11 protein-coding genes and 1 pseudogene are annotated in these 11,093 nt (G+C 32.9%); 6 read left to right on the top strand and 6 right to left on the bottom strand.

Features of this window, described 5'->3' with window-relative positions:
* Positions 1 to 315, top strand: a pseudogene (locus SPD89_RS21660) (RHS repeat domain-containing protein); the annotation flags it as partial.
* A gap of 4 nt (positions 316 to 319) precedes the next feature.
* Positions 320 to 733, top strand: a complete 414-nt coding sequence (locus tag SPD89_RS21655) for a YxiG family protein (RefSeq protein ID WP_336264017.1) — start codon at positions 320 to 322, stop codon at positions 731 to 733.
* Between the two features lie 741 nt (positions 734 to 1,474).
* On the opposite strand, the gene SPD89_RS21650 is transcribed toward SPD89_RS21655, so the two are convergent.
* From SPD89_RS21650 to SPD89_RS21640, 3 genes are read right to left on the bottom strand one after another with little or no spacing between them, the layout of a single operon-like run.
* On the bottom strand, positions 1,475 to 2,134 hold the full coding sequence (locus tag SPD89_RS21650) for an ABC transporter ATP-binding protein (RefSeq protein ID WP_336264016.1): 660 nt from the start codon (positions 2,132 to 2,134) through the stop codon (positions 1,475 to 1,477).
* Positions 2,135 to 3,397: a hypothetical protein gene (locus SPD89_RS21645; RefSeq protein WP_336264014.1), complete on the bottom strand. Its 1,263-nt coding sequence runs from the start codon at positions 3,395 to 3,397 to the stop codon at positions 2,135 to 2,137. It abuts the gene before it with no gap.
* Positions 3,394 to 4,404, bottom strand: coding sequence for an ABC transporter permease (locus SPD89_RS21640; RefSeq protein ID WP_336264013.1), 1,011 nt, complete (start codon positions 4,402 to 4,404; stop codon positions 3,394 to 3,396). The genes SPD89_RS21645 and SPD89_RS21640 overlap by 4 nt, the downstream gene beginning before the upstream one ends.
* 583 nt (positions 4,405 to 4,987) lie before the next feature.
* On the opposite strand from SPD89_RS21640, the gene SPD89_RS21635 reads away from it, so the two are divergent.
* The 3 genes from SPD89_RS21635 (at position 4,988) to SPD89_RS21625 (ending at position 6,434) form a co-directional block, all read left to right on the top strand.
* A complete protein-coding gene (locus tag SPD89_RS21635) occupies positions 4,988 to 5,209 on the top strand; it encodes a hypothetical protein (RefSeq protein ID WP_336264012.1) in 222 nt (73 codons plus the stop codon).
* A gap of 363 nt (positions 5,210 to 5,572) precedes the next feature.
* Positions 5,573 to 5,905 (top strand): hypothetical protein, encoded by a 333-nt coding sequence (locus tag SPD89_RS21630; RefSeq protein WP_336264011.1) that lies wholly within the window; start codon positions 5,573 to 5,575, stop codon positions 5,903 to 5,905.
* Between the two features lie 19 nt (positions 5,906 to 5,924).
* On the top strand, positions 5,925 to 6,434 hold the full coding sequence (locus SPD89_RS21625; RefSeq protein WP_336264010.1) for a hypothetical protein: 510 nt from the start codon (positions 5,925 to 5,927) through the stop codon (positions 6,432 to 6,434).
* A 1,127-nt stretch (positions 6,435 to 7,561) separates the two neighbouring features.
* Here SPD89_RS21625 and SPD89_RS21620 read toward each other — a convergent pair.
* The 3 genes from SPD89_RS21620 to SPD89_RS21610 are packed head-to-tail and all read right to left on the bottom strand — an operon-like array spanning position 7,562 to position 9,873.
* Complete coding sequence (locus SPD89_RS21620; RefSeq protein WP_336264009.1) at positions 7,562 to 8,341, bottom strand: ABC transporter permease; 780 nt, start codon at positions 8,339 to 8,341, stop codon at positions 7,562 to 7,564.
* On the bottom strand, positions 8,338 to 9,264 hold the full coding sequence (locus tag SPD89_RS21615) for an ABC transporter ATP-binding protein (protein WP_336264008.1): 927 nt from the start codon (positions 9,262 to 9,264) through the stop codon (positions 8,338 to 8,340). The genes SPD89_RS21620 and SPD89_RS21615 overlap by 4 nt, the downstream gene beginning before the upstream one ends.
* Positions 9,265 to 9,873: a TetR/AcrR family transcriptional regulator gene (locus SPD89_RS21610; protein WP_336264007.1), complete on the bottom strand. Its 609-nt coding sequence runs from the start codon at positions 9,871 to 9,873 to the stop codon at positions 9,265 to 9,267.
* 303 nt (positions 9,874 to 10,176) lie between these two features.
* Here SPD89_RS21610 and SPD89_RS21605 point away from each other — a divergent pair, with 303 nt between their 5' ends.
* On the top strand, positions 10,177 to 10,905 hold the full coding sequence (locus tag SPD89_RS21605; RefSeq protein WP_336264006.1) for a MerR family transcriptional regulator: 729 nt from the start codon (positions 10,177 to 10,179) through the stop codon (positions 10,903 to 10,905).
* Positions 10,906 to 11,093: the final 188 nt, after the last annotated feature.

The raw sequence follows: 11,093 nt of genomic DNA, 5'->3' as shown, positions 1-11,093 counted from the left end.
GGTACTAGATATGTTAATAATACAAAGGGATTAGCAGATGATATAGGAAGTAAACTAGGTGGTACTGTTAGAAATGCCAAAGGAAAAGGTTACAAAGTTGAAATACCAAATGGTAATAAATCTATTACAGTAAGGGGCATGGAAGCAGGCTCTGGAGGACGAAATGAACCATACTTTAGAGTTAGTATTGATGGAAAAGGTTCACTTACGCTTGATGGTAAAATATCCAATGATAGAAGCCTTACGCATATTGATATAACCGATGACGCATTAAAACAGATTGATATAATGATAAAAGCATATAAAGGAAAGTGATAATATGGAGGATAGATTATCTGATATACTCAATGAACTATGGGCCGCAGTTATTGAAAGGTATGAATTTGATATCTTGAAAAATACTATTAGTTTTGAGTTGAAAACAATAGATAATGGCTATGAAAATAAGTATAAAATGGTTTTTGAAGGGGTAACGGCATGGTATTTCGTTGAAAATACTGGTGAAGAAAGGCTTAATACAATAGCCAATGTTGAGGAAGATGACTATTTAGAATTAACTTCAATTGACTTTTATGTTAGGGGAATAGGACAAATTAAGCCCTCATCAATAGAAGAGGACTGGGTTAATCAATATTATTCTAATGCTAATTTTGCGTTGGAGATATGGAATGCTTTATTATTAGTTGAAGCAAAAAGCATTGTTATAAATGGGAATAAACATACTGTAAGTTAATTGTTTTACGGTTATCGTATCGATAACCGCCTTTTTTGGGGACGGAGTGACGAACGTTCCCCCTCCCTTATTCATGGCATAGAGATAACCCTTATAAGCCCTATATGATGTTTTAACAAATTTTATAGTAGGTACAACAACTCTAAAACATATGCCCTATTTAATGTATTCTATCTTATGAAAATAATTATAAATTATCAGATACCGTCATTCTCAAATACTTAACCTTGGATTTCTCCCTGCCTTTTAAATTTTTTGCAACTTGGACGTACATAGAACGATTACTATAGCAAGAAGACTGCTCCACCTCGATTTACTTCTGAATATCGATGTCTAACACTTTGTATACAATGGTAATAAACAAAGTCTGTCAAATATTGTTTGAACAAAGACTGCTGATATTTTTAGGACGAAGCCCTTTTATGCGTGCCAATTCACTATGTAAAAAGTTCGGTTCTTTAAGGATTTCCTTTAGTTGATTTAGGAAAAGGGATATATGAACTTCACTGTAATCTGTTTGTATTTTTTATTACCCGCTTCTATCAATGCATGATTTCATCATGTAGATAATCTTTATATATTAACAAAGTTTTTACAGATTCATACAATTTAAATAATCCAAGTCCAAAAGAACCTAGCTATAACTTAAAGCCGGTTCTAAACGTACCTGAATTCCATTTAATGATACTTCTTCTATAGTAGGGAACAAAGTAATTACTATCTCTATCTTTCTTTAACTTTCTACTCACCTTCTGCACATTTACCATTTTTAATATTGTATATTTTTTCGCACTTTTCTGCTATTCTTCTATCGTGAGTAACTATAATAACTGTTTTACCTTCTTTATTTAATTCCTGACATAAATTCATAACATTTTCTTCCGACTCTTCATCCAATGATCCAGTAGGCTCATCAGCCAGTATCACTTCTGGATCCTGAACTAAAGCTCGGGCTATAGCCACTCGTTGTGCTTCTCCTCCAGATAACATGGAAGGATATTTATCTTTACAATTTAATATTTCTAAATTAGTTAAAACATTCGTCACCTTTTTTTGTATCATTTCTTTTGAAACCCTACTGTACTCCAATGGTAAGGCAATATTATTAAAAACATTTTTACTATCTATTAAAGGATTGTTTTGTAAAATGAATCCTATATTATCACGACGAAAAGATGCAAGACTATTGATGCTCTGGTTATGGATAGGTTGATTCTTATATAGGTACGCTCCCTTATCAGGTTTATCTATTCCGGCAATAATATTTAATAAGGTGGATTTACCCACCCCACTCCTTCCCATTATTGCAATCATTTCACCTTGTTCAACTTCAAGGTTTAATCCTTTAAGTACACTATTTTTTTTATACGATTTTTGTATATTTTTTAATTGGATAAGCATTTATTCTTCTCCTCTTTTAAGCCATTGAGATGTTGGTGTTCTTCGAATCAATATATGTATTTGCAAAACAGTAACAGTTATAACTATTACTCCTGTTATAAATATTATTAAAGGATACATTAAAGGTAGCTGAGGCATAAAGACTAAAATAATAAATGTAATTATACTTGTTGGTATCAGTACTAGAACTGTAACTTCACCATAAATAATCCTAGAAATTTGTTGTATAGTCCCCCCGGAAATAAGATGAATCATTATGTTTTTTGAGTTTTCTTTTGTTTTTTTAACCATCACCATTGACGTTCCTCCAACACAGACAAGGAACAAGACTACAGCAAAAAATATGAGCCAGTTTTTATGTTGGGCTAATGCGTCAAAATATGCTCCTAAAGTTGTTGTAGATTCACCTAAGAGAGTGGAATGTGAAAAACCCGACACTTCCCGAGCGTATTGCAACTGTTGATCGACATTACTCCTGTCATTTTCACTATAAATAGCTCCATTTATTAATTGCATATAATGCCGTAACTGGAATTCTTCATCATCTAGACTTTTGGGATCTTCAAACTCCATAGCTGGCATAACAATACTTCTCTCAAGGTTTATTTCGGGGAATTGAGGACGTTCAACAAATGAGTACGGTTTTAAAAATCCCTTAACTATAAAATTAAATTCCTTAAATATATACGATCCTTTTATGGAGTCACCTACATCAAAATACTGACTATATTCAGAACCTAACAGTACTGGTATCTCACCATTTTCTTTATATTGGAAATCTTCAGATATGAATGATTCACCATCAGCAATTTCCAGGGGAAACATATTTAGTGCTAATCCATTCATTTGAACCGTTTTAACAGGATATGGACTACCATAACTTTTACGTTCTTCGCCTCTACCTTCTTCATATCCTTCTAAATAAACTTCATCAATAATACTCTCAACCTCAACTGGTTGTTGAAAAACGTACAGATAATCATCCTCTATGTTTTCATTTAGTTGGTTATAAAATGCTTTAACCTTTTCTAATGCGCCTGGTTCATTTAAGAAAGTCTGAAATTCTTCATCATTGTCTAACGTATCCATAATAGGATAGACTTCTAAACCTTCAAACGATTCAATCATTGATTCTCTTTCCAGAAAAACCTGAAAAATTTGCCCAATTAAAAACATCGTGACCAGAAAACATGACACGAAGAAAATAACTAAAATTGAATATAATTTCCTTCGTTTAATATTTTCTATAATTTCTCCAATCATTTAGCATATTCCTCCATTCTAAATCTCAAAATCGTTCTGATATAGAAATAGATTATGCCTACCATCGAAAAGAATAGAATAAGAAAAAAACCCATTATCAAGTTATTCAAATGACCTAGTGCTAAACGTTCCATTTGTGATTGAACGAATATATATACAAAACTGAAAAAACTGATTAGGGAATATGTACCTGTAAACGTTAATATAAAGTTCATAATCGATACTCTAAAAAATGAATTATAATGCACTCCCATTAACCAGAGTATTTTAATTTCATTATTTTTATCAAAATAATAACAGTAAATCATCGTAAAACTGTATAAAGCTAGTAATAGTAGAATGATCGCTGTAAGAAAAGGGTGAAAGGATTCATCGGTTATAAAATTAAAAGTTCCATTACTACTTCGTTGAATGATAGATACGTCATCAAAACTTTGAATTTTTAATTCACTTAATATTGCCTCTATATTTTTATCTGAAACTAGTATAAAAGGATTAGACTCCTTCTCTAAATCTATTAAAGAATCAAGATTATAATAAACAAGACGGTCGATATCTGATTGATAATCTGCTCCCATCACACCAATTATTTCATAGTCACTTTCTTTAATCTCTTTAATTATAGATTCAGAAACGTTTTTACCAACAACGGCAATTTTTTTTTGATTATAAAAGTCCCCTTCGTCAAAAAAACGCCCCTTTATCATCGGGGGCATATAATTTTCTTTATGAAAATAATACCCTTTAGACAATTCATCTATTTCATAAAAAACTGTAAAAGCCTCTTTTTTTATTTCGCTAAAGTTATTTATTATTTCGCTATCCTCTTTGTTAGTTGACATAAATACGAAAGGTGAAGGACCATACAGATGAGAAGACAGCATTTGTAATTCTTTTTGTTTTAACTGATATAAACTAAAAATTACAACTAAGCAACTACCTAGTATTGATAGAACTATAAATATTATGAGAAAATTAAAGTATTTAAATTTATTAACATTACTCATATAAACTAACCCCTAAAAAAGGAATTTGAAAGGCTACCAAACTATTAAATGGTAGCCTTAATAGGAGATTAAATTAATCAAGTCCCCCAGTTTGTGATAGCCCGTGCATTTCTACTTGTCCATGGACTCCTTGCTTCTGTCGAATCGGTACCCCATACTCTACTACTGTCAGCATAAACTTTTCCTGTAATATGTCCTTCCATACGAGCTCTAGTATAATGCCTTTTGCCCTTCCAAGTAGTTACTCGACTGCACGATACTTTGTCTCATCGCTGTTTACCTGTTTCCATCCATTATGGCTGTCCGGAGAAGAAAAAAGAATTATGTCAGAAGACTCAACCCAGTAACCTTCACCTTCAACCCAACCACCTCTATTCCCACCTTCAGAATCGGCAAATGCAAGACTAGGTGCAAGTAGAGTAAGTGTAGAACTAGAAAACCTAATTTCTTCATTTTTTAAACCCTTTGATTATTACTTATTACTAGTTTAATAATACCATATATATACCAAAAATGCCACCTTTTACTAAATATGAATCTATATGAATCTCCGACCTTTTTACAGATTCATCTGGAGTGATTATTGAATTTATTGCTTTTTATAGGGAATGCGAGATTCCGTCCGGTCCCAACTTCTTATTATCTCGGTCGAGCATTAGCAGATTCCTATATTAAAAATGTCGTGAATAGTGATAACGAAAGTAAAGCACGATGGTTCTCCTATATTATTGGGACAATTGGAATTGAACTGATAAATCCAAAAGGCGCAGGTACAGCAGTCCGAACATCAAGAAATATGCCATGAGTGAACCAGCTAAAGGGTACACATCCTCTAACGATAGAAAATCCAGGTGTTTATACAACGATCATTGAAACTGATCGGTTACTCACAAGAAAATACCAACCAACAGCGTACAATGTATATAACCTGGATTCCCGGAAACACGTAACGAGGAGGGATTAAACCCGCATAAACACTAGGAAATCAACTCGTTATGAGTTTTTTCTATAACGATGACTTTAAGGGCGGGTAAAGTTTCAAACCCATTGATTTTACTGGTTTTTTACTGAGTCCTCGTTATGTTATCCTGGGAATTCAGAATATAATCCTGATCATATTGTCGAGTGGTTAACGGGTAAAAAAAATTGTGGGAATAGTATAGAGACGGTGTCCGATAAAGGTACGGGTAATTTTGTTAAAGTTAATAATAAAACTATAATAGATACTGCAGCTGTCCCTAAAAAGGGTGGAGAGACTGTCGTAGGGCATGCATTACAAAAGCATGCAGGAAGAAATCCAAGCATTTGGGGGAAAGTTAAAGGCGGCCCTGACCAAATAAATCAAATGGCATTAATACATCTTGAAGAAATATTGGATGGACCTGGAGGATTTATAAAAATTAAAAATCCTAAAGGAATAGAATTTTTGGAGAAAAAACTTCCAGATGGGCGTGGAGTTAGGTTAAACCTTGATGGAACTTTTAAGGGGTTTATTGACTAGTAAGAAAGGTGGGTTGTTATTGGAAAATTTAGAGATTATATTATCTGATTTTAATAAGAGAGAACTTAATAAATTAGTTTATGACGAACTTAAATTATCTACATTAACACTTAGGTCATCACATTTTTATGATAATATTTCAGAAGAAGATTTGGATTTTTCACAAGTGAAAAATATTGAAAAGATTTTATCACCAAAAGGAACGGGAAATATTCTTATAGAAGAATTGCAGTTAGGTATTTCTTTAAAAAATGTAGTAATAGTTTTCTCGTTTGATGAACAAGATGGTGACATTGTATTTAATTTTCCTGAAAATGAGATATTAAAGGATGGGGAGGATGATAACAGGTTAAGGTTGAAAAAAATAGTGCATTTTTTAGTTAATTTGAAAGAAATCTATGATATTCCAAAAATCATAGTTGGTTACGAACCTGCAACTGATGAGGATACCATGTTAATAGAAATTAATCATAAAGTAACTATTTATGATAAAGAAATAGATAAACTACTTTGTTATCTAGAGTTTTAAAGTGACTGTCTTAAAGCCTTTTTAGGGGGATGATTAATAGATACCGAAATGATAATTCTTTAATTGATTTAACAAATGAAATCTAATAAAAATATAATAAATCTTTAATACCTTCAAGAAAAGAAGATATCAAATTACACCAATAGGTGAGAAATTCAATAATTAAACATTTAATCCAAAAGTGCCTCAAGAATTTAAATTTCTTGAAGTTTTTTAGGTTTTTTTGGAGAGGAGTGCGAATAAACTTGAGGCATGAAGTAAAGAAAATTTTTATGCAAGTACATACATTTCAGCATGTGGATATTAGTAATGTCAGAATGTTTGAGGATATCAATACGTATAAAAGGTATTGGGCTTGGCATTTATGATATAGTGAAAGATTTAGGAGAAGGGATCTAAGAACTTCACAATAATTCGCCTGGTGTTCTTTATCATCTGCTTCTTTTCTTAGGAAATGCACGATTTCGTCCAGTGAATACATCTTTATATATCAGCAAAGCATTAACAGATTCATATATCAAAAATATCGTTAAATGCGACAACGAAAGCAAAGCACGATGGTTTACATAGCAAGACGTTCATTTTCAGTGATTAACTCATACATATTAATTACTTTTTCATCTTTCCCTGCTTTATGATTCATTTTAACAATTCCTCCAAGCATCTTTTTTTATGACACATTTTAAAATACGGAAAGCTTTGAGAGTGAGGTATACAGCCACATTTGCACCTTTCGATAAACAATCCCATTTCTACTTTCATATTTCCTTAATTGATTAACTTCAGTATAATTTAATGCTAACAAAAACAACAATGGATTAAAGCAGTCAGGCGCAGCTTTTTTCTAGTAATCTATCCCTCTAATTTTTCATTTAATGAATACAAACAGTTGAAAATTAGTGAAATGGCTCTTTTATCGCAGTGTAACTGGACGCCCCGATTCGTTCAATTAACCTTCAGTAGGGGATGGAAGAAAACTCCCACTGAAGGAAGTTTCACTTTATACTTTCTTCACTTTCATCATCCAGCTCTTTAATCTGTTTGATTACAAAAATCTTTAATAGTTTTCCAGTTTGTTGTACATCATTATGTTAGTTTTATCTTGAAATTCAAGAAGTTTTTGTTTCTTAGTGTTGATCTGCGAAAAGCCACCAATATAGTGTACTAAACAAACCAATGCTACTTGTGATCAGGATTATTGATAAATGAATCCAATCGAGGGACATACCAGCCTCTACAACACCACTATAAATTGCTGGAATAGACCAAGGAAAGTATTCACCAAACCCTGCGATTGCTATAATCTGTGAAAGAACAAGCAGCAAAATAGTAAAGCCTAACGGGGACAAAAATCCACGTCCGAAACTGGCAAAAAAAGCAATTGGTGTACTTAATACAATGGTGAGAATTGTTACGACAAGTAATACTCTCATTCCATCTGTAAATACGATATGAGACCATTGCGGGAGATTAATCAGCCAGCCAAATACCAATCCAAGCAACACGATATAAAGAGTCATTAACAGACTTGTTATACACATGGCAATAAATTTCGCTAGAACAATAACTAATCTTGAATAGGGTAGTGCTAAGAGGTCTTTTACTGTACCATCTGTATATTCTCTTCCAAATAGCCAGCTTGTTACGAATCCAAAAATTAAAATGCCGCCTACTGCAATCATTTGAGCAAATAGATTTAAATAAGCTGGCCAGCTTGCTTCACCAGCAATTTGAGATTTAGCTCCTAGCAAGCCGGAACTTTCTGCGAACTCGGGGTATTTCAATGCAAACATAAAAAAACCAGCTATGAAAGGAACAAGTGTGAAGGCTGCCACCGTAATCCATATTACTTTTGATTTCCGTATTTTGAACAGTTCTACCTGTAAAACAGGAAAGAAGTATCTCATGGTACAATTTCCTCCTTCTTAGTGATTGTTCTGAAAAAATAAGCTTCAAGATCTTCCTCATTTACAATTAATTTCATTGGCGGAAATCCTTCATAAGCAAGAAAACGAGACACTTCATCTGGATGTTCAATAGCTGCTTGATCAGATATTTCAATAAGTCCTTTATCATTTATTTTCGCAACATATCCAGCAGATAAAAGTTTAGAAAGTGCGACGTTATTATCTTTGGTATGAATGAGTAAATATTGGTGAAGAAGCTGATTTAAGTTAACTGTTTCAACTTCTTGAACTAGTTGACCGTTATCTATAATACCAATCTTCGTTGCTATTTTAGCAACTTCAGTCAAAAGATGACTTGATATTAAGATTGTCACTCCTTGATTGAAAGCTAAATCTTGAAGCAATTCTCGAACTTCTACAATACCAGCAGGATCAAGTCCATTAACAGGCTCATCTAAAATTAACACCTTTGGCATTGGGAGAAGTGCTTTAGCTATACCGAGTCGTTGCGCATTACCCAATGAAAGGTTCTGCGCTTTCTTATCTGCATACTGTGTTAGATTAAGTTGATTCATCACTTTTGATACAATATTTTTATCTAAGATTAAACGAAGACGTCGATAAATATCAAGATTCTCTTTAACAGTCAGCTCTGGATAAAAATGTGGTGTTTCCACAATATAGCCTACTTGATTCCAAATATGATGGTTACTTAAATGAACTTTTTGATTATGAATATAACAAGCACCATGAGTTGGACGAACCATACCTAATATCATCCGAATGACTGTTGTTTTCCCAGCGCCATTTAATCCAATAAATCCATATATTTCCCCTTCCTTAATACTTAAAGAAACATCTTTAACTGCTTGAAAACCATGATAACTTTTGGATAGATGATTCGTCTGAATGACTGTTGACATTTATTCTCCCTCCTTTATCAAACCATCAATAATAAGATCAATAAATACTTCCATCGTTTCATCAAAAACACTTTCACCAATTTCTTTTTTATGGAGCGTTAGTAAGAAGAAAGAGCGGAGAATACTAGCTATCATTTGCGGCTCTTGCTCGATGATAAATCCTTCCTTTCTTAGTTTTTCTAAAAGCGGCTCAATCGCGAAAGAATCATTTTGATAATGCTTTTCAAGCAATTCAGGCGACAATTTCTTTACAATGTGCGTCATTGTATCCCCAATAAATAATTCACGGATTAATGAATTTTCTTCAATCATTTCGATCATTTGCTGCAGGATATTTTTTATAGATTGTTTAGGATCTTTTTCTGTAAAAATATCTGCTACAGCAAATTGTTCTCTTAATTTTTGTTCTTCTATTTCCAGGATTACAAAATATAATTCTTCTTTAGAATTAAAAAATTTATAAAATGTTCCTTGCGCAATACCAACATTTTTAGTGATATCAAGAATATTTGTTTTCTGAAAGCCAAATTTACGAAAGAGTTCTCTCCCTTGTTGAATAAGGGAAAGACGAATAGCTTGCTTTTCCTTTGAACTAAATCCTCTAGCCATCTAAATTCTCCTTTTCAAATCATAATTTTAAATGATTGAGATGAACGTTTACCTAAATTTTAGATTTCATTCATAGAAACATATGAATTTAATTATTTTATATTCATACATTCATTGTAATTTGTTTATATAAATTTTCAAATCATACATACTGAGAAATTATTTATAACGAAAACTTTTCATACCCAACTATTCTCAGTTAGGCTTCTTTAAACTTAAAATTGATTTTAAAAAAATTATAATTGATATTGACTCTCACGTTACGGGATACTTTATAGTAGTTAGTGAAGGGAGTGAAACAAGATGAAAGTGAAAGAAGTTGCTGATTTAGTGGGAATTAGTGTGCGCACACTGCATCATTATGATGAAATTGGATTATTAATCCCTGAGGAGACCACTGAAGCTGGTTATCGTATATATTCTGAATCGAATCTCGAGACCTTGCAGCAAATTTTATTTTTTAAAGAACTTGGCTTCCCTTTAAAGAAAATCAAGGAGATTATCAATAGTCCATCATTTGACCGGAAGGAAACATTAAAACTACAGCATAAAATGCTGCTAGAAGAGAAGCGCCGACTCGATAAAATGATCCAGACGATTGAAAAGACCATTCAACATTCGAAAGGAGAAATACAAATGTCAAATCAAGAAAAATTTGAAGGCTTTGACTTTAGCCATAACCCATATGAACAAGAGGCAAGAGAAAAGTGGAGCGATAAAGCAGTTGATGAAGCAAATGAAAAAGCAAAAAACATGACGACCCTCGATCAAGAAAGATTCAACGAAATTTACCGTAGCCTTGCCGCAATTCGCAATCTACCTCCAGAGTCCAAAGAGGCTCAGGAAGGAATCAAGGAGTGGTATCAGTTCTTAAACAAGATGGGGGACTACTCTCTTGAGATGTTCAAAGGATTAGGCCAAATGTACGTAGACGATGAGCGTTTCACGAAGAACATCGATCAATTTGGTGAAGGCTTAGCTAAATTCATGCGTGATGCGATGGCCGCATTTGCAGACAAAAACAAGGAATAATATTTACCAAGCAGAGGTTATGGCTTTTTGCCATAGCCTTTACTTTTTCAGGTTTCTTAAGAAGGACTATATCATGATTACTTTACCGTTAATTCTATCTAAATGAGGGCATCGATAAAAGGACGAAACCGACTATTTAAAGCTTCTCTTTATTATCTTCCCTCCCTTACCTAATTACCTACATATCA

The sequence above is a fragment of the Pseudogracilibacillus sp. SO30301A genome (assembly GCF_037072025.1).
Classification (GTDB): Bacteria; Bacillota; Bacilli; order Bacillales; family Amphibacillaceae; genus Pseudogracilibacillus.
This window is presented reverse-complemented; position numbering and strand designations above follow the sequence as displayed.